The sequence below is a fragment of the Pseudomonas sp. VEM90 genome (assembly GCF_054611535.1).
This window is the reverse complement of record NZ_JBTRAR010000002.1, coordinates 1-21,403: the sequence shown is the minus strand read 5'-3', so window position 1 is coordinate 21,403 and position 21,403 is coordinate 1. Positions and strand designations below refer to the sequence as shown.

The 21,403-nt window shown below is 61.5% G+C and carries 16 protein-coding genes; 13 read left to right on the top strand and 3 right to left on the bottom strand.

The window, feature by feature from the left end; all coding sequences use genetic code 11:
- The first annotated feature begins 41 nt into the window (after window positions 1–41).
- The gene (locus ACYCCG_RS02440) at window positions 42–512 is read left to right on the top strand and encodes an Lrp/AsnC family transcriptional regulator (RefSeq protein WP_003253717.1); all 471 of its coding nucleotides are present in this window, start codon (window positions 42–44) and stop codon (window positions 510–512) included.
- A gap of 132 nt (window positions 513–644) precedes the next feature.
- Here ACYCCG_RS02440 and ACYCCG_RS02435 read toward each other — a convergent pair whose 3' ends face one another.
- Complete coding sequence (locus ACYCCG_RS02435; RefSeq protein ID WP_459669335.1) at window positions 645–2,012, bottom strand: CYTH domain-containing protein; 1,368 nt, start codon at window positions 2,010–2,012, stop codon at window positions 645–647.
- Window positions 2,013–2,239: 227 nt separating this feature from the next.
- On the opposite strand from ACYCCG_RS02435, the gene argE reads away from it, so the two are divergent.
- On the top strand, window positions 2,240–3,382 hold the full coding sequence (argE, locus tag ACYCCG_RS02430; RefSeq protein ID WP_021783547.1) for an acetylornithine deacetylase: 1,143 nt from the start codon (window positions 2,240–2,242) through the stop codon (window positions 3,380–3,382).
- Between the two features lie 124 nt (window positions 3,383–3,506).
- Window positions 3,507–4,805, top strand: coding sequence for an amino-acid N-acetyltransferase (gene argA, locus ACYCCG_RS02425; protein ID WP_459669332.1), 1,299 nt, complete (start codon window positions 3,507–3,509; stop codon window positions 4,803–4,805).
- A 153-nt stretch (window positions 4,806–4,958) separates the two neighbouring features.
- On the opposite strand, the gene ACYCCG_RS02420 is transcribed toward argA, so the two are convergent.
- Window positions 4,959–6,335 carry a glutamine synthetase family protein gene (locus ACYCCG_RS02420; RefSeq protein WP_021783548.1) on the bottom strand — a complete coding sequence of 459 codons (1,377 nt, stop codon included), beginning with the start codon at window positions 6,333–6,335 and terminating at the stop codon, window positions 4,959–4,961.
- 574 nt (window positions 6,336–6,909) lie between these two features.
- Here ACYCCG_RS02420 and ACYCCG_RS02415 point away from each other — a divergent pair.
- From ACYCCG_RS02415 to ACYCCG_RS02385, 7 genes are all read left to right on the top strand, one after another.
- Window positions 6,910–8,268 (top strand): glutamine synthetase family protein, encoded by a 1,359-nt coding sequence (locus tag ACYCCG_RS02415; RefSeq protein WP_003253727.1) that lies wholly within the window; start codon window positions 6,910–6,912, stop codon window positions 8,266–8,268.
- Window positions 8,269–8,316: 48 nt separating this feature from the next.
- Entirely contained in the window at window positions 8,317–9,678 is a 1,362-nt protein-coding gene (locus ACYCCG_RS02410; protein ID WP_209969262.1) for an aspartate aminotransferase family protein, read from the top strand.
- 168 nt (window positions 9,679–9,846) lie between these two features.
- Window positions 9,847–10,944, top strand: a complete 1,098-nt coding sequence (locus tag ACYCCG_RS02405) for a polyamine ABC transporter substrate-binding protein (RefSeq protein WP_209969265.1) — start codon at window positions 9,847–9,849, stop codon at window positions 10,942–10,944.
- A 156-nt stretch (window positions 10,945–11,100) separates the two neighbouring features.
- Window positions 11,101–12,195, top strand: coding sequence for a polyamine ABC transporter substrate-binding protein (locus ACYCCG_RS02400; protein WP_176682811.1), 1,095 nt, complete (start codon window positions 11,101–11,103; stop codon window positions 12,193–12,195).
- Window positions 12,196–12,267: 72 nt separating this feature from the next.
- Window positions 12,268–13,410 carry a polyamine ABC transporter ATP-binding protein gene (gene potA / locus ACYCCG_RS02395; protein WP_021783552.1) on the top strand — a complete coding sequence of 381 codons (1,143 nt, stop codon included), beginning with the start codon at window positions 12,268–12,270 and terminating at the stop codon, window positions 13,408–13,410.
- The gene (locus ACYCCG_RS02390) at window positions 13,407–14,327 is read left to right on the top strand and encodes an ABC transporter permease subunit (protein ID WP_176682810.1); all 921 of its coding nucleotides are present in this window, start codon (window positions 13,407–13,409) and stop codon (window positions 14,325–14,327) included. The genes potA and ACYCCG_RS02390 overlap by 4 nt, the downstream gene beginning before the upstream one ends.
- The gene (locus tag ACYCCG_RS02385; RefSeq protein WP_209969271.1) at window positions 14,324–15,217 is read left to right on the top strand and encodes an ABC transporter permease subunit; all 894 of its coding nucleotides are present in this window, start codon (window positions 14,324–14,326) and stop codon (window positions 15,215–15,217) included. The genes ACYCCG_RS02390 and ACYCCG_RS02385 overlap by 4 nt, the downstream gene beginning before the upstream one ends.
- Window positions 15,218–15,366: 149 nt before the next feature.
- Here ACYCCG_RS02385 and ACYCCG_RS02380 read toward each other — a convergent pair whose 3' ends face one another.
- Window positions 15,367–15,822 carry an REP-associated tyrosine transposase gene (locus tag ACYCCG_RS02380; protein WP_209969275.1) on the bottom strand — a complete coding sequence of 152 codons (456 nt, stop codon included), beginning with the start codon at window positions 15,820–15,822 and terminating at the stop codon, window positions 15,367–15,369.
- 314 nt (window positions 15,823–16,136) lie between these two features.
- On the opposite strand from ACYCCG_RS02380, the gene ACYCCG_RS02375 reads away from it, so the two are divergent.
- The 3 genes from ACYCCG_RS02375 to ACYCCG_RS02365 are packed head-to-tail and all read left to right on the top strand — an operon-like array spanning window position 16,137 to window position 21,339.
- Complete coding sequence (locus ACYCCG_RS02375) at window positions 16,137–17,225, top strand: efflux RND transporter periplasmic adaptor subunit (protein WP_209969279.1); 1,089 nt, start codon at window positions 16,137–16,139, stop codon at window positions 17,223–17,225.
- Complete coding sequence (locus ACYCCG_RS02370) at window positions 17,222–18,289, top strand: efflux RND transporter periplasmic adaptor subunit (protein ID WP_209969282.1); 1,068 nt, start codon at window positions 17,222–17,224, stop codon at window positions 18,287–18,289. The genes ACYCCG_RS02375 and ACYCCG_RS02370 overlap by 4 nt, the downstream gene beginning before the upstream one ends.
- Window positions 18,286–21,339, top strand: coding sequence for an efflux RND transporter permease subunit (locus tag ACYCCG_RS02365; protein ID WP_209969284.1), 3,054 nt, complete (start codon window positions 18,286–18,288; stop codon window positions 21,337–21,339). The genes ACYCCG_RS02370 and ACYCCG_RS02365 overlap by 4 nt, the downstream gene beginning before the upstream one ends.
- Window positions 21,340–21,403 lie beyond the last annotated feature (64 nt).

Genomic DNA, 21,403 nt, shown 5'->3' with positions numbered 1-21,403 from the left:
GAATTCAATTATTCAATAAAAGCCGTTTTGGAGAATGAATAATGCACAGCGAGCTGGACGCCTACGACCGTCGCATCCTCGAACTGCTGCAGGAGGACGCTTCGCTGTCCAGCGCACAGATCGCCGAGCGCGTCGGGCTGTCGCAATCGCCGTGCTGGCGGCGCATTCAGCGCTTGAAGGAAGAGGGGGTGATTCGTGGGCAGGTGACCTTGCTGGACCGCAAGAAGGTCGGCCTGAACACGCAGATTTTCGCCGAAGTGAAACTGAACGCCCATGGGCGCTCCAACTTCACCGAGTTCACCGAGGCGATCCGCGGGTTCCCAGAGGTGCTGGAGTGTTATGTGCTGATGGGGGCTGTGGACTTTCTGCTGCGTATCGTCACGTCGGACATCGAGGCCTACGAGCGGTTCTTCTTCGAAAAACTGTCGAACGTGCCGGGGATTCAGGAGGTGAACTCGATTGTGGCGCTTTCCGAGATCAAGTCCACCACTAGCCTGCCGCTATCGCGTTGAGGCCATTCGCGGGTAAACCCGCTCCTACACCGGTGAGGCCATTCGCGGGTAAACCCGTGCCTACACACGGCCTCACGCCTGGCGCGAACCCTTTGTAGGAGCGGGTTTACCCGCGAAGCAGGCGACGCGGTATCACGCCTTGAGCAGGTGCTTCCAGCCGCGGCTCTGGTCCACCGCCCGAGCCTGTTCGATACGCGCTTCCAGCACTTCATCGCTGATGGGCTGCTCGGCCAGTTCGTGCAGCTTTTTCAGGTCGCCGTACAGGCGGTCCATCTGCGGCGCTTCCAGCACCTGGCGGGCGTGGTGCAGCCAGGCCAGAAGCTGCTCGATACGTGGCAGCTGCTCGGCCAGGTCTTCCGGGCGCTGGGTGTACAGCGGCAGCTTCAACGCGCGGCCTTCCTCGCCCAGCAGGTGCCCCAGCCAGCTGGCCAGTTGTGCCTTGCCTTGGCGTTCGCCGCGGCCCTTGCGCTCTGCGGTCCAGGTGCGGGCCATCAGCCAGCGTGAGGTTTCCAGTGAGAACTGGCCCCAGCGTACGTCTTCCAGTTCTTCGGCAAACTGCTCAGGCGCGGCGCGACGGATGTCTTCGTCATCGTTGCCAGCCTGCACCAGCGGGCGCCAGTCTTCAAGCAAGGCATCAAGGCTGGCGCGCAGGTCGCGGGTGGTTGCGCGCGGTGCTGCCTGGCCCAGGCTGGCGGTGAGCGCGCGCAGTTCGCTCAGGCACTCGACCCAGTCCTGGAGCAGGCGCCAGTGGCCGTTGTGGCGGTACTGCTCGGCCAGGCGCTGGCTGCTGCCCAGCAGTTGCCAGGCGAGGGCGGCATAGGCGTCGTCCAGGGCCATTTCGGCTTCCAGCGCGGTGTGTGGCAGGGCCAGCTCGTAGCTGTCCGGTTCCAGCAGGCGGTAACCACGCTCGGCCTTGCTGATGTCGCACGGCATCAGTGGCAGGCTGGCGGCCAGTTCTGCGGCCAGTTCCAGCAGGGCTTGCGGCTCACCTTCGCGCAGTTCCAGCTCCAGCTCGCAGATCTCTTCCTTGCGCTTGCCGGCGATCACGAAGCCTTGGTCCAGCGCAGCCTCGATCACCACCTTGCTCTTGCCACGGCCCCAGGCGATTTCAGCGTATTCACGGTTGAAGTCGGTGGTGAACAGCGGCTTGATGGTTTTCTTGTCCAGGTTGGCCAGTTGCTCGGGCCAGCAGGTGGCGTCCAGCTTCTTCAGGTCGAGCTTGACCTTGTCCAGGTTCCATTCGTACTCGTTGCGCTCGGACAGGCCGGCCACGCTCTGGCCGCGGCACTTGAGGGTTTGAATGACAGCGTCGCCATCGCGGCGCAGGCGCAGGGCGACACGGGCGGCGGACAGCTCACGCTCGGGGGTGTCGAAGTACTGGTTGAGCAGTTCACGGGTCTGCCAGCCGGACTTGTTGCGCTTTTTCAGCAGAGGGTGCTCGCGCAGGGCGGCAAGGGTCTCGCGGCTGGCGCGGAGCTTCAGTTCGGTTTCTTTGTGCATCACAGACTCGAAAGAGGGGGCGTGGTTGGCAAGGAGTTTACAGCAGTCGGCTGTCGACTGTTGGATCGTGGTGGCTTCTTCGCGGGCTTGCCCGCTCCCACAGGTAACGCGTAGCCCTTGAGGGCAGCGAAACCCTGTAGGAGGGCGAGCCCGCGAAGAAGCCCATGGGGTTGCCCTGCGAACGATAGGCATTGTTATGATGGGCAACGTTTCCGAGGAGTACGCGCATGCCGTTGCCGACGCTGAAAGACCAGTTTGCCGCCTTGATCGCCGCGCCTTCGGTCAGCTGTACCCAGCCTGCGCTGGACCAGTCCAACCGCCAGGTTATCGACCTGCTGGCCGGTTGGCTGGGCGACCTGGGTTTCAAGTGCGATATCCAGCAGGTCAGCCCCGGCAAATTCAACCTGCTGGCCAGCCGTGGCACCGGCCCGGGAGGGCTGGTGCTGGCCGGGCACAGCGATACCGTGCCCTATGACGAACAGTTGTGGGCCAGCGATCCGTTGAAGCTTACCGAGACCGATGGCCGCTGGGTCGGTCTGGGCAGTTGCGACATGAAGGGCTTCTTCGCCCTGGTCATCGAAGCGGTCATCCCGCTGCTGGAGCACGACTTCAAGGAGCCGCTGCTGATCCTTGCCACCTGCGACGAAGAAAGCTCCATGTCCGGCGCCCGTGCCCTGGCCGAGGCCGGCCAGCCACTGGGCCGTGCAGCGATAATCGGTGAGCCTACCGGGCTGCGGCCGATCCGCATGCACAAGGGCATCCTCATGGACCGCATCGACATCCTCGGTCGCAGCGGCCATTCGTCGGACCCAAGCCTGGGCCGCAGCGCCATGGAGGCCATGCATGCGGTCATGGGCGAGCTGATGGGCCTGCGCCAGCAGTGGCAACAAACCTATAGCAACCCGCAATTCACCGTGCCGACCCCTACCATGAACTTCGGCTGCATCCACGGCGGCGACAACCCCAACCGTATCTGCGGCCAGTGCGCCCTGGAGTTCGACCTGCGGCCACTGCCTGGCATGGACGTGGAGCAACTGCGCGCGGCCATTCGCGAAAAATTGCTGCCGGTTGCAGAGCGCCATGAGGTGCGCATCGACTATGCGCCGCTGTTCCCGGAGGTGCCGCCGTTCGAGCAGGCTGCCGATGTCGAACTGGTACAGGTCGCGGAGCGCCTGACCGGTCATCGCGCTGAAGCGGTGGCGTTCGGCACCGAAGCACCTTATCTTCAGCAACTGGGCTGCCAGACCATTGTGCTGGGCCCGGGCGACATTGCCTGCGCCCACCAGCCCGGCGAATACCTTGAAATGTCACGAATCGAGCCTACCGTGCGTCTATTGCGTGACCTGATCCGGCACTATTGCCTGCACTAAACGTCAATCGAACTGATTCGTTCCTGCCTAGAGGAGACCGCGCGTGACCGCAAGCCTGTTCCGACGATGATCCTGAACGCCCCCTGCATCGCCGTTCTCCGTCCACTTATCCACAGGCTCTGTCATGCCCGATTACGTCAACTGGCTGCGTCATGCATCCCCCTATATCAATGCCCATCGCGACTGCACCTTCGTGGTCATGCTCCCTGGCGATGGGGTGGAACACCCTAATTTCGGCAACATCGTCCACGACCTGGTGCTGCTGCACAGCCTCGGCGTGCGGCTGGTGCTGGTGCATGGTTCGCGCCCGCAGATCGAAAGCCGGCTGGCCGATCGCGGCCTGACCCCGCACTACCACCGGAGCATGCGTATTACTGATGCGGCTACCCTGGATTGCGTGATCGATGCCGTCGGCGCCCTGCGCCTGGCCATTGAAGCGCGGCTGTCGATGGACATCGCCGCTTCGCCCATGCAGGGCTCGCGCCTGCGCGTGGCGTCCGGCAACCTGGTCACCGCGCGGCCGATCGGTGTGCTCGAAGGCGTGGACTACCACCACACTGGCGAAGTGCGCCGGGTCGACCGCAAGGGCATCAGCCGCCTGCTCGACGAGCGCTCCATCGTGCTGTTGTCGCCCTTGGGCTACTCGCCTACCGGGGAAATTTTCAACCTGGCCTGTGAAGACGTGGCTACCCGCGCGGCCATCGAACTGGGCGCCGACAAATTACTGCTGTTCGGCGCCGAGCCGGGCCTGCTGGACGCCGACGGTAGACTGGTGCGCGAACTGCGCCCGCAGCAGGTTACCCCGCATCTGCAGCGTCTTGGCAGCGACTACCAGGGCGAACTGCTGGATGCTGCGGCCGAGGCCTGCAAAGGCGGTGTGGCGCGCAGCCATATCGTCAGCTATGCCGAGGACGGCGCGCTGCTCACCGAGCTGTTCACCCGTGGCGGTGGCGGTACGCTGGTGTCGCAGGAACAGTTCGAAGTGGTGCGCGAGGCGACTATCGAGGATGTGGGTGGCTTGCTGGAGTTGATCAGCCCGCTGGAAGAGCAGGGCATCCTGGTGCGCCGTTCGCGCGAAGTGCTGGAGCGAGAGATCGAGCAGTTCAGCGTGGTCGAGCGCGAGGGCATGATTATCGCCTGTGCGGCGCTGTACCCGATTGCCGATTCCGAGGCCGGGGAGCTGGCTTGCCTGGCGGTGAACCCGGAGTACCGCCATGGCGGGCGTGGGGACGAGCTGCTGGAACGGATCGAGAGCCGGGCACGGCAGATGGGCTTGAGTACTTTGTTCGTGCTGACTACGCGCACGGCGCACTGGTTCCGCGAGCGCGGCTTTGCACCGAGTGGCGTGGAGCGGCTGCCGGCGGCGCGGGCTTCGCTGTACAACTACCAGCGCAATTCGAAGATTTTCGAGAAGCCCCTGTAAGCCTGGGCCGCCCTCTTCGCGGGCTCGCCCGCTCCCACAGGGTAATTTCGAGGGCTGAATCCTATGGCTTACCTGTGGGAGCGGGCGTGCCCGCGAAGCAGGCGACACCGGTCTCAAACAAAAAACGCCGCCCTTGAGGGGCGGCGTTTTCGTTTACACGGTATGCAGGTACCAGTTGTACTCGAGGTCGGAGATCGAGTGCTCGAACTCTTCCAGCTCGCTTTCCTTGCACGCGACAAAGATGTCGATGTACTTCGGATCGATGTACTTGTTCAGGATCTCGCTGTCGTCCAGCTCGCGCAGGGCATCGCGCAGGTTGTTCGGCAGGCTCTGCTCCAGCTGCTCGTACGAGTTGCCTTCGATCGGCTCGCCCGGCTCGACCTTGTTGGTCAGGCCGTGGTGCACGCCCGCCAGCACCGCAGCCATCATCAGGTACGGGTTGGCGTCGGCACCGGCCACGCGGTGCTCGATGCGCACGGCGTCCGCGGAGCCCGTTGGCACGCGCAGCGCCACGGTGCGGTTGTCCAGGCCCCAGCTCGGCGCGTTCGGCACGTAGAACTGCGCGCCAAAGCGGCGGTACGAGTTGACGTTCGGGCAAAGGAATGCCATGGACGCGGGCAGGGTCTCGAGCACACCGCCGACAGCGTGACGTAGCGCGGCGTTCTGCTCGGGATCCTCGCTGGTGAAGATGTTGTTGCCATCTTTGTCCAGCACGGAAATGTGCACGTGCAGGCCGTTGCCTGCCTGGCCCGGGTAGGGCTTGGCCATGAAGGTGGTGTCCATTTCATGGTCGTAGGCGATGTTCTTGATCAACCGCTTGAGCAGTACCGCGTAGTCGCAGGCCTTGAGCGGGTCGGCCACGTGGTGCAGGTTGACTTCGAACTGCGCCGGAGCGCTTTCCTTGACGATGGCGTCGGCCGGGATGCCTTGTTCTTTCGCGCCTTCGAGGATGTCCTGCAGGCAGTCGGCATACTCGTCGAGGTCGTCGATCAGGTACACCTGGGTCGACTGTGGGCGCTTGCCCGAAATTGGCGAGCGGGGTGGCTGCGGGCGGCCGTTCACGTTCTCCTGGTCGATCAGGTAGAACTCCAGTTCGAATGCGGCGCAGATAGTCAGGCCCAGTTCGTCGAACTTGGTCACCACCTGACGCAGCACTTCGCGCGGGTCGGCGAAGAACGGCTCGCCTTCCAGCTCGTGCATGGTCATCAGCAACTGGGCAGTGGGGCGTTTTTGCCACGGCTCGTTACAGAGCGTGTCGGGGATTGGATAGCAGATGCGATCAGCATCGCCGATATCCAGGCCCAGCCCGGTGCTTTCGACGGTGGAACCGTTGATGTCCAGGGCGAAGAGGGAGGCCGGCAGGTTGATGCCTTTCTCGTAAACCTTGTGGAGGCTGGTGCGCTCAATGCGCTTGCCACGCACCACACCATTCATATCTGCAATCAGAAGGTCAACGTAGAGAACCTCAGGATGTTCCTTAAGGAACGCGTTCGCTTCGTTAAGCTGAACGGCACGCGGGGGTACCGACATGATGCAACACCTTTGTTGTTAAAAATATCAATCAAGGGGGGCTTGCAAGACCAGTCAATCGAAAAGCCATACTGATGTCAAGCCAACCCCATGATGCCCTGAAATGGCACATCTACGGCAGATTTGCTGCATATCGGGGCAAACCATTATCCGCTATTTCCTGCGTAAAGGGCTATCTCCGGTACGCCGTGTTTTATTTTTTACGGAGGTGTTGTGTAAAAAAATGAACAAGGATAAGCTCGGTCTCAACCCAGAACACAATAATACGAGGGTCACATGGTCCGCTTGCCGCGACCTGAAAGCACTGCCTGCGCAGTGCCATCGGGTACTTCCGTCGTTTTTGCAAGCTTCGTCAATGGCGTGGTCGCCCTGGCCGCAATAATTGACGTTTCGCGTTCCTGGACCGGTCCTCGCAGCGGCTTGCCGCCCTTCGCTTCGTCTTACTGCCTTTTGAACTCATTACGGACACAGCTGATTTCAGTGTATCCACTGTGGCTCTGCGCGTGGGTTTTTGCTTTAGCAATCGACTCCATCCAGAATCAAGTCGCGGACCACCTTACCTCCTGAGGTATTTATGAGTAACAACCTCGACCAGCTCACCGATTGGTTGAAAGAGCACAAGATTACCGAAGTCGAATGCATGATCAGCGACCTGACCGGCATCACGCGCGGCAAGATTTCGCCAACCAACAAATTCATCGCCGAGAAAGGCATGCGGCTGCCCGAGAGCGTACTGCTGCAGACCGTGACCGGTGACTACGTCGACGACGACATCTATTACGAACTGCTCGACCCGGCAGACATCGACATGATCTGCCGCCCTGACGAGAACGCCGTGTTCCTCGTGCCGTGGGCCATCGAGCCGACCGCACAGGTCATTCACGACACCTACGACAAGAAGGGCAACCCGGTCGAACTGTCGCCGCGCAACGTGCTGAAAAAAGTGCTCAAGCTTTACGCCGACAAGGGCTGGCAGCCGATCGTCGCCCCCGAGATGGAGTTCTATCTGACCAAGCGCAGCGAGGACCCGGACTTTCCGCTGCAGCCCCCGGTTGGCCGTTCCGGTCGCCCGGAAACCGGCCGTCAGTCGTTCTCGATCGAAGCGGCCAACGAATTCGACCCGCTGTTCGAAGACGTCTACGACTGGTGCGAGCTGCAGCAACTGGACCTCGACACGCTGATCCACGAAGACGGCACGGCGCAGATGGAAATCAACTTCCGTCACGGCGACGCCTTGCACCTGGCCGACCAGATCCTGGTGTTCAAGCGCACCATGCGCGAAGCGGCGCTCAAGCACAACGTGGCCGCCACTTTCATGGCCAAACCGATGACCGGCGAGCCAGGCAGTGCCATGCACCTTCACCAGAGCGTGGTCGACGTGGCGACCGGCAAGAACATCTTCAGCAATGAAGACGGCAGCATGAGCGAGCTGTTCCTCAACCACATTGGCGGCCTGCAGAAGTTCATCCCCGAGGCGCTGCCGCTGTTCGCGCCTAACGTCAACTCGTTCCGCCGTTTCCTGCCCGACACCTCGGCGCCGGTGAACGTGGAGTGGGGCGAAGAAAACCGCACCGTCGGCCTGCGCGTACCGGATGCCGGCCCGCAAAGCCGGCGCGTCGAAAACCGCCTGCCGGGCGCCGACGCCAACCCTTACCTGGCCATCGCCGCCAGCCTGCTGTGTGGCTACATCGGCATGGTCGAAGGTATCGAGGCCAGCGCGCCAGTGCAGGGCCGTGGTTACGAACGCCGCAACCTGCGCCTGCCCCTGACCATCGAAGACGCCCTGGAACGCATGGAAAACAGCCGTGCGCTGGTGCAGTACCTGGGCAAGAAATTCATTACCGGATATGTCGCCACCAAGCGCGCCGAGCACGAAAACTTCAAGCGCGTCATCAGTTCCTGGGAGCGTGAGTTCCTGCTGTTCGCTGTCTGATCAACCCTGGTGCCGCAGGAGCGCGGCGGTCCAATAACGGAGAAGCACATGAGCGTCAACAACCCGCAAACCCGTGAATGGCAAACCCTGAGCGGGGAGCATCACCTCGCACCCTTCAGTGACTACAAGCAACTGAAGGAGAAGGGGCCGCGCATCATCACCAAGGCCCAGGGTGTGCATTTGTGGGATAGCGAGGGGCACAAGATCCTCGACGGCATGGCCGGTCTATGGTGCGTGGCGGTCGGCTACGGCCGTGAAGAGCTGGTGCAGGCGGCAGAAAAACAGATGCGCGAGCTGCCGTACTACAACCTGTTCTTCCAGACCGCTCACCCACCTGCGCTCGAGCTGGCCAAGGCGATCACCGATGTGGCGCCGAAAGGTATGACCCATGTGTTCTTCACCGGCTCCGGCTCCGAAGGCAACGACACAGTGCTGCGCATGGTGCGTCACTACTGGGCGCTGAAGGGCAAACCGCACAAGCAGACCATCATCGGTCGTATCAACGGTTACCACGGCTCCACCTTCGCCGGTGCTTGCCTGGGTGGCATGAGCGGCATGCACGAGCAGGGTGGCTTGCCGATCCCGGGCATCGTACACATCCCTCAGCCTTACTGGTTCGGCGAGGGCGGCGACATGACCCCTGACGAATTCGGTGTATGGGCCGCCGAGCAGTTGGAGAAGAAGATCCTCGAAGTCGGCGAAGACAACGTCGCTGCCTTCATCGCCGAGCCGATCCAGGGCGCAGGTGGCGTGATCATACCGCCGGAAACCTACTGGCCGAAGGTGAAGGAGATCCTCGCCAAGTACGACATCCTGTTCGTCGCCGACGAGGTGATCTGCGGCTTCGGCCGTACCGGCGAGTGGTTCGGTTCGGACTATTACGACCTCAAGCCCGACCTGATGACCATCGCGAAAGGCCTGACCTCTGGTTACATCCCCATGGGCGGTGTGATCGTGCGTGACACCGTGGCCAAGGTGATCAGCGAAGGCGGCGACTTCAACCACGGTTTCACCTACTCCGGCCACCCCGTGGCGGCCGCGGTGGGCCTGGAAAACCTGCGCATCCTGCGTGACGAGAAAATTGTCGAGAAGGCGCGCACAGATGCGGCACCGTATTTGCAAAAGCGTTTGCGCGAGCTGCAGGACCATCCTCTGGTGGGTGAAGTGCGCGGCCTGGGCATGCTGGGTGCGATCGAGCTGGTCAAGGACAAGGCCACCCGCAGCCGTTACGAGGGCAAAGGCGTGGGCATGATCTGTCGCACCTTCTGCTTCGAGAACGGCCTGATCATGCGTGCGGTGGGTGACACCATGATCATCGCGCCGCCGCTGGTAATCAGCCATGCGGAGATCGACGAACTGGTGGAAAAGGCACGCAAGTGCCTGGATCTTACCCTTGAGGCGATTCGATAAGCGTTTGCTAGGCTAGCGTTGTGACATTAAGCCGTTACATGGCCCTGCTTTCCTTGATACAGGGCCTTGTAACTTGCCAGACTAGCGGCTGTTTCAGTCGCCGCGCGCTCTGCACCGTGGGTTCTGGCTGCTGGACAGTTGCTAAATAAAAATTCTGGAGCATTACGCATGAATAAAATGGGCAAAACGTTGCTGGCCGCCGCCCTGATGGGCGCCATGGCCTCCGCTGTTCAGGCTGAAGACAAAGTGTTGAACGTCTATAACTGGTCGGACTACATCGCTCCGGACACCATCGCCAAGTTCGAGAAGCAGACGGGTATCAAGGTCAAGTACGACGTCTTCGACAGCAACGAAACCCTGGAAGCCAAGCTGCTGGCAGGCAAGTCGGGCTATGACATCGTCGTGCCGTCGAACAACTTCCTGGCCAAGCAGATCAAGGCGGGTGTGTACGAGGAACTGGACCGTTCGAAACTGCCGAACTGGAAAAACCTCGACCCCGACCTGCTCAAGGCCGTTGGCGATGCCAGCGACAAGGGCAACAAGCATGCCTTCCCTTATATGTGGGGCTCGATCGGCATCGGCTACAACCCGGAGAAGGTCAAGGCTGCGCTGGGCGTGGACAAGATCGACTCGTGGGACGTGGTGTTCAAGCCTGAGAACATCGCCAAGCTCAAGAGCTGCGGCGTGAGCTTCCTCGACGCCCCGACCGAAATGCTCCCGGCTGCGCTGCACTACCTCGGCAAGCCGACCGACAGCACCAAGAAAGAAGACCTGAAGGCCGCCGAGGACCTGTTCCTCAAGATCCGTCCTTCGATCACCTACTTCCACTCGTCCAAGTACATTGGCGATATGGCCAACGGCAACATCTGTGTAGCCGTCGGTTACTCGGGTGACCTGGAGCAATCCAAGGCCCGTGCCCATGAAGCGGGCGACAAGGTCAAAGTGGACTACGTCATTCCGAAGGAAGGTGCCGGTACCTTCTACGACATGGTCGCCATCCCGAAAGATGCCGAGCATAAAGACGCTGCCTACCAGTTCATGAACTTCCTGATGCAGCCGGAAATCATGGCTGAAATCACCAACGCCGTGCGCTTCCCGAACGGTAACGCTGCTGCTACCCAGTTCGTGGACAAAGACATCACCAGCGACCCGAGCATCTACCCGCCTGCCGAAGTGAAGAAGCAGCTGTACGCGATCGCTGCGCCTGACGCTTCTGTGCAGCGAGTGATCACCCGCAGCTGGACGAAGATCAAGTCGGGCAAGTAAGTCCGATGCGACAGCTCTGGGCCGGTTTTTTCGGCCCAGAGCCATTGAAAGGTAATTGATGATTGCGGCATCGAAGCTGCGAAGTTAAGTTGCGCGCCGGTTTTGCGTGTGCGGCAGCATTGTCGCTACCCAGGCACTGATTGTGAGGACCCCCACTTGTCTATTTCTGTATTCCGCAAGGCCTTGATGGCCGGCGCGGGCCTGACGCTGGCATGCAGCGTCCAAGCGGCGCCGACGGTGCACTTCTATAACTGGTCCGACTACATCGGCCCGACCACACTCGCGGACTTCGAGAGCGCCACGGGCATCAAGTCTGTGCAAGACGTGTTCGACTCCAACGAAACCCTGGAAGGCAAGCTGCTGGCCGGTAACACCGGTTATGACGTGGTGGTGCCGTCCAACCATTTCCTCGGCAAGCAGATCAAGGCGGGCGCGTTCCAGAAGCTCGACAAGCACCTGCTGCCCAATTATTCCAACCTCGACCCGGCATTGATGAAGCGCCTGGAAAAGAACGACCCGGGTAACCAGTACGCGGTGCCTTATCTGTGGGGCACCAACGGCATCGGTTACAACGTCGACAAGGTCAAGGCTGCGCTGGGCGTGGATACCATCGACTCCTGGGCCGTGCTGTTCGAGCCCGAAAACATGAAGAAGCTCTCCAAGTGCGGTGTGGCCTTCCTCGACTCGGCGGACGAAATGCTGCCAGCGGTGCTCAACTACATGGGCCTCAACCCGAACAGCACCGACCCCAAGGATTACGCCAAGGCCGAGCAGAAGCTGCTGGCGGTGCGCCCGTACGTGACCTACTTCCACTCGTCCAAGTACATCACCGACCTGGCCAACGGCGACATCTGCGTCGCGGCAGGTTTCTCGGGTGATGTGTTCCAGGCCAAGGCCCGCGCCGAAGAAGCGAAGAAGGGCGTGAACCTGGCCTACGCCATTCCCAAGGAAGGCGGCAACCTCTGGTTCGACGTGCTGGCGATCCCCAAGGACGCCAAGAACGTCAAAGAGGCGCATGCCTTCATCAACTATTTGCTGAAACCTGAGGTTATCGCCCAGGTCAGTGATTACGTCGGTTACGCCAACCCGAACCCCAAGGCTGGCGACCTGATGGACCAGGCCGTGAGGACTGACGCTGCGGTTTACCCACCGCAGGAAGTGCTGAACAAGATGTTCGTGAACTCAGAGTTGCCACCCAAGGTGCAACGGCTGATGACCCGTAGCTGGACCAAGGTCAAGTCGGGCAAGTAAAAAATCCAGACCCGCGGCGGCCTCTGCAGGTCTGGCCGCGCGGGCACAAAAATCTTGTTGGGAGTTTCACTCATGGCAGTTGCCTCCGGTGCCTATAAAAAAGCCCTCGAGGGTGACCAGCAACCCAAGCAGGTGCTGGTCAAGATCGACCGGGTCACGAAAAAGTTCGACGAAACGGTAGCCGTGGACGATGTGTCCCTGGAAATTCGCAAGGGTGAGATCTTCGCCTTGCTGGGTGGCTCCGGTTCCGGCAAGTCTACCTTGCTGCGCATGCTGGCCGGCTTCGAGCGCCCATCCGAAGGGCGGATCTTCCTCGATGGCGTCGACATCACCGACATGCCGCCCTACGAGCGGCCGATCAACATGATGTTCCAGTCCTACGCGCTGTTCCCGCACATGACCGTGGCACAGAACATCGCCTTCGGCCTGCAGCAGGACAAGCTGCCCAAGGCCGAGATCGATGCGCGCGTGGCCGAGATGCTCAAGCTGGTGCACATGACCCAGTACGCCAAGCGCAAGCCGCACCAGTTGTCGGGCGGCCAGCGTCAGCGTGTGGCGTTGGCCCGCTCGCTGGCCAAGCGCCCCAAGCTGCTGCTGCTCGACGAGCCGATGGGGGCACTGGACAAGAAACTGCGTTCGCAGATGCAGCTGGAACTGGTCGAGATCATCGAGCGCGTGGGTGTGACCTGCGTGATGGTGACCCACGACCAGGAAGAGGCCATGACCATGGCCCAGCGCATCGCCATCATGCACCTGGGCTGGATCGCCCAGATCGGCTCGCCAGTGGACATCTACGAGACACCTACCAGCCGCCTGGTGTGCGAGTTCATCGGTAACGTCAACCTGTTCGAAGGTGACGTGGTCGATGACGCCGAAGGCTACGCGATCATTGCCAGCCCGGAGCTGGAGCGCAAGATCTACGTGGGCCACGGCATCACCACTTCGGTTGAAGACAAGCACATCACCTACGCCCTGCGCCCGGAGAAACTGCTGGTAACCACCAAGCAGCCCGAGTTCGAGCACAACTGGTCGCGCGGCAAGGTGCACGATATCGCCTACCTGGGTGGCCACTCTGTGTTCTATGTGGAACTGCCGAGCGGCAAGGTCGTCCAGTCGTTCGTCGCCAACGCCGAGCGCCAGGGTGCCCGTCCTACCTGGGGCGATGAAGTGTACGTATGGTGGGAAGACGATAGCGGCGTGGTACTGCGGTCATGAAACTGCGCAAGCTCAAGCGAGCCTTCCAGCGTCTGGTCCCGGAGGGGCGGCATCTGGTGATCGGCGTGCCGTTCATCTGGCTGTTCCTGTTCTTCATGCTGCCGTTCTTCATCGTCCTGAAGATCAGTTTTGCCGAAGCTGATGTGGCAATTCCGCCGTATACCGAGATCTACACCTACGTCGAAGACAAGGTCCAACTGGTCCTCAACCTGGCCAACTACGGGCTGTTGACCGAGGATGATCTGTACCTTGCGGCCTACCTGGGTTCGTTGAAGATGGCCTTCTTCAGCACCCTGCTGTGCCTGCTGATCGGCTTCCCGATGGCCTACTCCATTGCCAATGCCAAGAAGGAGACCCAGACGGTCCTGCTGTTGCTGATCATGATGCCCACCTGGACCGCGATCCTGATCCGCGTCTATGCCTGGATGGGTATCCTCAGCAACAACGGCCTGCTCAACGGTTTCCTGCTGTGGACCGGGTTGATCGACCAGCCGTTGCAGATCCTCAACACCAACCTGGCGGTATACATCGGCGTGGTCTATTCGTACCTGCCGTTCATGATCCTGCCGCTGTTCGCCAATCTGGTGAAGCATGACCCGAGCCTGCTCGAAGCTGCATCCGACCTGGGTTCGAGCACCTTCAACAGCTTCTGGAAGATCACGGTACCGCTGTCGAAAAACGGCATCATCGCCGGCTGCATGCTGGTGTTCATTCCGGTGGTGGGCGAGTTCGTGATCCCGGAACTGCTGGGCGGTCCGGAAACCCTGATGATCGGTAAAGTGCTGTGGCAGGAGTTCTTCAACAACCGTGACTGGCCGGTGGCATCTGCCCTGGCGGTGGTAATGCTGGCGATCCTGATCGTGCCGATCCTGCTGTTCAACCGTAGCCAGGCCAAAGAGATGGAGGGCCGCGCATGAAACGCTTCAGTTTCTCCAAGCTGATGCTGGTGCTCGGCTTGCTGTTCATCTACCTGCCGATGCTGATCCTGGTGATCTACTCGTTCAACGCCTCCAAGCTGGTGACGGTGTGGGGGGGCTGGTCGATCAAGTGGTACGTCGGCCTGCTCGACAACACCCAGCTGATGGGTTCGGTAATGCGCTCGCTGGAAATCGCCTGCTACACGGCGGTGGCAGCGGTGGCACTAGGTACCCTGGCAGCCTTCGTACTGACCCGTGTCACCCGCTTCAAGGGCCGCACGCTGTTCGGTGGCCTGGTCACTGCGCCGCTGGTAATGCCCGAAGTGATCACCGGTCTGTCGCTGTTGCTGCTGTTCGTGGCCATGGCGCAGTCGATCGGCTGGCCCCAGGAGCGTGGGGTCGTCACCATCTGGATTGCCCACACTACGTTCTGTGCTGCGTACGTCGCGGTGGTGGTGTCGGCTCGCCTGCGTGAGCTGGACCTGTCGATCGAGGAAGCGGCGATGGACCTGGGTGCCAAGCCGTGGAAGGTGTTCTTCCTGATCACCATCCCGATGATCGCGCCGTCGCTGGCGGCGGGCGGCATGATGTCGTTCGCCCTGTCGCTGGACGATCTGGTACTGGCCAGCTTCGTGTCCGGTCCGGGTTCTACCACCTTGCCAATGGAAGTGTTCTCGGCGGTGCGCCTGGGCGTGAAACCGGAGATCAACGCCGTGGCCAGCCTGATCTTGCTGTCGGTCTCGTTGGTGACCTTCTTCGTCTGGTACTTCAGCCGCCAGGCCGAAGAGCGTCGTCGCAAGGCGATTCAGCAGGCGATCGAAGAGGGGGCTGCGGCCAACGCTTCGCAGCCGCAGGTCAAGCGCCCGGCGCAGGTGGCTGCGTCGGCCTGACCCGGCCCTTTCGCGGGCACGCCCGCTCCCACAGGGACCTCACAGCCTTCAGGGTTGTGCTGACCCCTGTGGGGTAGGGGTATCAGAGTTTTCAAGGTTGTGGTGAGCCCTGTGGGAGCGGGCATGCCCGCGAAGGCTCCAGCACTGATTCAAAGCCATACCGCATCCCAATGTGGATAGTCCCTGATACTTCTGACCAATCCAGCTCTCAAGGGATTGGCAACAATGTACCGGGCGACATGAACCACACGCTCTTCCCGCCGCAGCGCATGGTCCTGGTAGCCCGGTTGCCATATCGGCTTGTGCCCGACACCGGCCTTGCGCAAGGCAATCGCTGTGCGTGATTTGAACTTGCGCATCAGCGTTCCTAATGTCACTTCTTTCAGCTCAATCAGCCAATGAAGATGGTCCGGCATCACTACCCAGGCCAACGATTGGCAATCCTGAATGTCATTGGAGACCCGAAGGTGTTTGACCACTAGACGGGCGTGGTGGAAGTTCTTGAACAGTGGTTTGCGTTGATGCGTGATGGTGGTCAGCATGTAGAGCCTGCCAGGCTCGGAGAAGCGCCCACGGCGCAGTCGGTGGGATTCGGCTAACGGCATATTGATCTTCCTTGAAGTTGAACCTCCCTGTGAAAGGTAGCGGTTGGAGCGGGGGTGGCAGATGACTGATGGTTTCTGGATATGGCAGACACTGATACATGGCTGTGGGGCCTCTTCGCGGGCACGCCCGCTCCCACAGATACCGCGCAAGTCTCAAATAGAGCGCTCTCTCTGTGGGAGCGGGCGAGCCCGCGAAGAGGCCCCCACAGCCACCAGAAATGCCAGCATGGCCATCGCCAGTGATGTTTATCGAACCCTGAACTACGCTCACAGTCGCATCCCACAAATCATTTGTGCGCAAGCAAGGAGCCAGCATGGCGTTGATGCCTCCGCTGTCGGTCGTCTGTCTGGGGTTGTTGTACATGCTCACCGGCTGTAGCAAGGAAGAGGTCCCCGAGACACTGCCTCGGGTGGGTGTGCAGCAGGTACAACCCACCGATTTCGCTGCCAGGGTCACCCTGACCGGCGACGTACAGGCGCGGGTGCAGACCGATTTGTCATTCCGCGTCGGCGGCAAGATCATTTCGCGTAGCGTCGACGTGGGCGATCACGTGAAGGCCAACCAGGTGCTGGCCCGGCTCGACCCGAAAGACCTGCAGAACAATGTCGACTCGGCCAAGGCCGAAGTGTTCGCCGCGCAGGCGCGGGTCACCCAGACCAGCGCAGCCTTCGTGCGCCAGCAAAAACTGCTGCCCAAGGGCTACACCAGCCAGAGCGAATACGATGCTGCCGAGGCCGCGCTGCGCAGCAACCAGAGCGCGCTCAAGGCCGCCCAGGCGCAACTGGCCAATGCCAACGAGCAACTCAGCTACACCGCACTGGTCTCCGAGGCTGCCGGGGTAATCACCGAGCGCCAGGCCGAGGTTGGCCAGGTGGTGCAGGCGACCATGCCGATCTTCAGCCTAGCCGTCGATGGCGACCGCGATGCGGTGTTCAACGTTTATGAATCCTTGTTGGTGGCACCGCCCAGCGATGCCGGGGTAGTCGTGAGCCTGCTGGACGATCCCAAGGTCCAGGCCCGTGGCTTCGTGCGAGAAATCACCCCCACCGTGTCCGCGCAAAGCGGCACCGTGCAGGTCAAGGTGGGGCTCAAGGACGTGCCGCCCGGGATGCAGTTGGGGGCACCGGTTACTGCCACCACCAATGCCCAGGGCCGGCCCAGCGTCGAGCTGCCTTGGTCGGCGCTGACCAAGGCCCTGCATGAGCCTGCCGTGTGGGTGGTGGGCGAGGGCGACAAGGTGGAATTGCGCAAAGTCGAGATCCGCCGTTACCTCACCGGCAAGATCGTGATCGCCAGCGGCCTGAAAGGCGGTGAGACCGTGGTGGTCAACGGTGGCCAGTTGCTGCACCCCGGCATGCAGGTGCAGAAAGTCGACGCCAAGGCCCCAGGGGGTGAGCTATGAAGCGTCTGCTGCTGATGCTGTCGGCCGGTGTGCTGCTGGTTGGTTGCAGTAGCGAAGAAGAGGCACCAGAGGCGATCCGGCCAGTGCTGTCGGTCAAGGTGGAACCTCAGGTGCAGTCGCAGCTGGGCCGCTTCGCCGGCAGTATCCAGGCGCGCTTCGAAAGCACTTTGGGCTTCCGGGTTTCCGGGCGTATTGCCCGGCGCTGGCTGGACGTCGGGGCCCAGGTGAAACCGGGCGACACCTTGGCCACCCTGGACCCGACCGACCAGCAAAACCAGCTGCGCGCTGCCGAAGGCGATCTGGCCAAGGTGCAGGCACAGTGGATCAACGCCCAGGCCGATGCCCGTCGCCAGCAGCAGTTGTATGACCGTGGGGTTGGCGCCCAGGCACAGCTGGATATCGCCCAGACCAACCTGAAAACCACCAGCGCAGCGTTGGAGCAGGCGCGCTCCGCTGTCAGCCAGGCCCGTGACCAGCTCGACTACAGCACCCTGCGTTCCGACCACGCTGCCGTGATTACCGCGTGGCAGGCCGAAGCCGGGCAAACTGTAACCGCTGGTCAAGCCGTGGTGACCCTGGCCCGGCCGGACGTGAAGGAAGCAGTCATCGACCTGCCGATCGATCTGGCCGAGCAGTTGAGCAAAGACCTGACCTTCACTGTTGCCTCGCAACTGGACCCGACCATCAACACCACAGCGAGCCTGCGCGAACTGGAGCCCCAGGCTGATGCCACCACCCGTACCCGCCGTGCTCGCCTGACCCTGACCAGCACACCGGCGGCCTTCCACCTCGGCACCTCCATCAGTGTGACCCTTAGCTCGGAAGTGTCCCCACGCAGCGAACTGCCCCTGAGTGCCTTGCTTGAGCGTGACGGCAAGACCCAGGTGTGGGTGATCGATACGCAACACAAGACCGTGGCCACCCGTGACGTAGCGCTGATCGACCGCACCGCTGACAGCATCGTACTGAGCTCCGGCGTGCAGCCCGGTGAACGCGTGGTCACCGCCGGCGTCAACAGCCTCAAGCCTGGCCAGAAGGTCACCTTCGACGAGGATGCGCAATGAAAGGAAGCTTCAACCTGTCCGACTGGGCACTCAAGCATCAATCGTTCGTCTGGTACCTGATGTTCGTTAGCCTGTTGATGGGGATTTTTTCCTACTTCAACCTGGGCCGCGAGGAAGACCCGTCGTTCACCATCAAGACCATGGTCATCCAGACCCGCTGGCCCGGTGCGACCCAGGACGAAACCCTGTACCAGGTTACTGACCGCATCGAGAAGAAGCTCGAGGAACTCGACTCGCTCGACTACACCAAAAGCTACACCCGCCCCGGCGAGTCCACGGTCTACGTGTACCTTCGCGACACCACCAAGGCCAAGGACATTCCGGATATCTGGTACCAGGTGCGCAAGAAGATCCAGGATATTCGTGGCGAATTTCCCGCCGGTATTCAGGGGCCGGGCTTCAACGACGAATTCGGTGATGTATTCGGCTCGATCTATGCCTTTACCGCTGACGGCCTGACCCTGCGCCAACTGCGGGACTACGTGGAACAGGCACGGGCCGAGGTCCGCGATGTACCCAACATCGGCAAGATCGAGCTGGTCGGCACTCAGGACGAAGTGCTGTACCTGAATTTCTCCACCCGCAAGCTGGCAGCCCTGGGCATTGATCAGCGCCAGGTGATGCAGGCACTTCAAGCGCAGAATGCGGTGACGCCGGCCGGCATGATCGAGGCCGGCCCGGAGCGCATCTCGGTGCGTACGTCCGGGCAGTTTGCCTCGGAAAAAGACCTGCAAACCGTCAATTTGAGGATCAACGACCGCTTCTTCCGCCTGGCCGATATCGCCGACATCGAGCGCGGCTACGTCGACCCGCCTTCGCCAATGTTCCGTTACAACGGCCAGACAGCCATTGGCCTCGCCATCGGCATGAAGGCCGGCGGTAACATCCAAGTGTTCGGTGCGGCGTTGAAAAAGCGCATGGACCAGGTGGTCCAGGACCTGCCGGTGGGTGTCGGTGTACACACCGTTTCTGACCAGGCCGTGGTGGTCAAGCAGGCGGTCGGCGGTTTCACCAGCGCGTTGTTCGAGGCGGTGGTGATCGTGCTGGCCGTGAGTTTTGTCAGTCTTGGCGTGCGCGCCGGGCTGGTGGTGGCCTGCTCGATCCCGCTGGTGCTGGCCATGGTGTTCGTGTTCATGGAGTACAGCGGCATCACCATGCAGCGGATTTCGCTGGGCGCGCTGATCATTGCGCTTGGCCTGCTGGTGGACGATGCGATGATTACCGTGGAGGTAATGGTCACGCGGCTGGAGATGGGCGAAAGCAAGGAGCAGGCGGCGACGTTCGCCTACACCTCCACAGCCTTCCCCATGCTTACCGGCACCTTGGTGACCGTGGCCGGGTTCGTGCCTATCGGCCTCAACGCCAGCTCTGCGGGTGAATACACGTTCACCCTGTTCGCGGTGATCGCCGTGGCCCTGATCGTGTCGTGGGTGGTGGCGGTTTTCTTCGCGCCGGTGCTTGGGGTGCATATTCTCAAAAGCGACAAGCTCAAGGCCCACGAGGCTGAGCCTGGCCGGGTCGGGCGGGCATTTGAAGGCGGGTTGCTGTGGTGCATGCGCAACCGCTGGTTGACCATCATCGGCACTGTGGTGCTGTTCGCCCTGTCGATCTTCTGCATGCGTTTTGTGCAGAACCAGTTTTTCCCGTCCTCGGACCGCCCGGAAATTCTCGTCGACCTCAACCTGCCGCAGAACGCTTCGATCGAGGAGACGCGCAAGGTGGTCGACCGCTTCGAGGCGCGGATCAAGGACGACCCGGACCTGGTGCACTGGAGTACCTACATTGGCCAAGGCGCGATCCGCTTCTACCTGCCCCTCGATCAGCAGTTGCAGAACCCGTACTACGCGCAGCTGGTGATTGTCAGCAAGGGCTTCGAAGAGCGTCAGGCCTTGATGGACCGCCTGCAGAAGATCCTGCATGAAGAATTCGTCGGTGTCGGCACCAACGTGCAATCGCTGGAGATGGGCCCGCCAGTGGGCCGGCCGATCCAGTACCGGGTCAGCGGTGCCGACATCGACCAAGTACGCAAACACGCCATTGAGCTGGCCACCTTGCTCGACCAGAACGAGCACATCGGCGAGATGATCTACGACTGGAACGAGCCGGGTAAGGTGCTGCGCGTGGAAATTGCACAGGACAAGGCACGCCAGCTGGGCCTGTCGTCCGAAGATGTTGCCAATGTGATGAACAGCATCGTCAGTGGCGTGCAGATCACCCAGGTCAACGACAACATCTACCTGGTCGATGTGGTCGCCCGCGCCGAAGACAGCGAGCGTGGCTCGCCTGATACTCTGCAGAACCTGCAAATTCTTACCCCTAACGGCACCTCGATCCCACTGCTGTCGTTCGCCACCGTGCGCTACGAGCTGGAGCAGCCACTGGTATGGCGACGCGACCGCAAGCCAACCATCACCATCAAGGCCTCGGTCAACGGCGACATCCAGCCCACCGACCTGGTGGCCCAGTTGAAGCCGAAAATTGACGAGTTCGCCAGCAAGCTGCCGGTCGGTTACGAAGTGGCCACGGGTGGTACGGTTGAAGAAAGCAGCAAGGCCCAGGGGCCGATCGCCAAGGTCATCCCACTGATGCTGTTCCTGATGGCGACCTTCCTGATGATCCAGTTGCACAGCGTGCAGAAGCTGTTCCTGGTGGTCAGCGTGGCGCCGCTGGGCCTGATTGGTGTAGTGCTGGCGTTGGTGCCCACGGGGACGCCGATGGGCTTCGTGGCGATCCTCGGCATCCTTGCGCTGGCGGGCATCATCATTCGTAACTCGGTGATTCTGGTGACCCAGATAGACGAGTTCGAAGCCCACGGCCTGTCGCCGTGGAATGCGGTGGTGGAGGCCACCAACCACCGGCGCCGGCCGATCCTGCTGACGGCGGCGGCGGCGAGCCTGGGCATGATCCCGATTGCCCGCGAGGTTTTCTGGGGCCCCATGGCCTACGCCATGATTGGCGGGATCATCGTGGCGACCTTGCTGACGCTGCTGTTCCTGCCGGCGCTGTACGTGGCCTGGTACAAGATTCGCGAGCCGCAGAAACACTCCTGAAGGCCCATATGGCCCCTTGTAGGAGCGGGTTTACCCGCGAATGCGATGGTGCATCGACTACCGC

What these genes read in the sequence shown, in the direction of transcription:
- ACYCCG_RS02440 (WP_003253717.1), top strand. Translation starts at nt 42, where the DNA reads ATGCACAGCGAGCTGGACGCCTACGACCGTCGCATCCTCGAACTGCTG.
- ACYCCG_RS02435 (WP_459669335.1), bottom strand. Translation starts at nt 2,012, where the DNA reads ATGCACAAAGAAACCGAACTGAAGCTCCGCGCCAGCCGCGAGACCCTT.
- argE (WP_021783547.1), top strand. Translation starts at nt 2,240, where the DNA reads ATGCCGTTGCCGACGCTGAAAGACCAGTTTGCCGCCTTGATCGCCGCG.
- argA (WP_459669332.1), top strand. Translation starts at nt 3,507, where the DNA reads ATGCCCGATTACGTCAACTGGCTGCGTCATGCATCCCCCTATATCAAT.
- ACYCCG_RS02420 (WP_021783548.1), bottom strand. Translation starts at nt 6,335, where the DNA reads ATGTCGGTACCCCCGCGTGCCGTTCAGCTTAACGAAGCGAACGCGTTC.
- ACYCCG_RS02415 (WP_003253727.1), top strand. Translation starts at nt 6,910, where the DNA reads ATGAGTAACAACCTCGACCAGCTCACCGATTGGTTGAAAGAGCACAAG.
- ACYCCG_RS02410 (WP_209969262.1), top strand. Translation starts at nt 8,317, where the DNA reads ATGAGCGTCAACAACCCGCAAACCCGTGAATGGCAAACCCTGAGCGGG.
- ACYCCG_RS02405 (WP_209969265.1), top strand. Translation starts at nt 9,847, where the DNA reads ATGAATAAAATGGGCAAAACGTTGCTGGCCGCCGCCCTGATGGGCGCC.
- potA (WP_021783552.1), top strand. Translation starts at nt 12,268, where the DNA reads ATGGCAGTTGCCTCCGGTGCCTATAAAAAAGCCCTCGAGGGTGACCAG.
- ACYCCG_RS02390 (WP_176682810.1), top strand. Translation starts at nt 13,407, where the DNA reads ATGAAACTGCGCAAGCTCAAGCGAGCCTTCCAGCGTCTGGTCCCGGAG.
- ACYCCG_RS02385 (WP_209969271.1), top strand. Translation starts at nt 14,324, where the DNA reads ATGAAACGCTTCAGTTTCTCCAAGCTGATGCTGGTGCTCGGCTTGCTG.
- ACYCCG_RS02380 (WP_209969275.1), bottom strand. Translation starts at nt 15,822, where the DNA reads ATGCCGTTAGCCGAATCCCACCGACTGCGCCGTGGGCGCTTCTCCGAG.
- ACYCCG_RS02375 (WP_209969279.1), top strand. Translation starts at nt 16,137, where the DNA reads ATGGCGTTGATGCCTCCGCTGTCGGTCGTCTGTCTGGGGTTGTTGTAC.
- ACYCCG_RS02370 (WP_209969282.1), top strand. Translation starts at nt 17,222, where the DNA reads ATGAAGCGTCTGCTGCTGATGCTGTCGGCCGGTGTGCTGCTGGTTGGT.
- ACYCCG_RS02365 (WP_209969284.1), top strand. Translation starts at nt 18,286, where the DNA reads ATGAAAGGAAGCTTCAACCTGTCCGACTGGGCACTCAAGCATCAATCG.